The 477-nt window shown below is 68.8% G+C and carries 1 protein-coding gene; it reads right to left on the bottom strand.

Annotated elements, in window-relative coordinates:
- The coding region (locus OEB96_RS00285) for a hypothetical protein (RefSeq protein WP_266213372.1) at nucleotides 1-477 on the bottom strand (477 nt) is incomplete at both ends.

The raw sequence follows: 477 nt of genomic DNA, 5'->3' as shown, positions 1-477 counted from the left end.
GCGGATCACCGCGCCGGTGTCGTCGGTGACCACGTCGGTCGAGCCGAGGTGGTCGTCGTGCAGGAATTCGATCGCATCGTTCCATACGCCGAGTCCCGCCGGCGCCCCGAGTTTCGTGAATCCCCCGAGCCCTGGCGTTCGCACGATCTGCGCCACGGTGCGCCCGGCTGCGGGTACGCGGTACGTCAGCCGTAGCGCACCCGCGACCTCGCGGCGCTCGTAGAGACCCTGCACCACTACCGTGAGCTCGTCCTCGAGCGCCGAGTGCCGCGAGAAACGATTGCCCTGCGCGTCGTAGCGAAAGTCGAGCGTTTCGGCCCCATCGACGATCTGCCGCACCTTGTCGAACGGCGTGTACGTGAGCGTGCGGCCGCCGTGGTCGACGACGTTGCCGCGGGCGTCGTAGCCCATCAGCACGGGCACGCCGATGCCGTAGGCGAAGAGCCGCCCGTCCTCGTAGACGTAGCTGCCCACGTC

This window comes from Paraliomyxa miuraensis, assembly GCF_026337845.1.
GTDB lineage: Bacteria > Myxococcota_A > Polyangia > Nannocystales > Nannocystaceae > Paraliomyxa > Paraliomyxa miuraensis.
The sequence above is the reverse complement of the archived record's forward strand: the minus strand, read 5'-3'. Positions and strand labels throughout refer to the sequence as shown.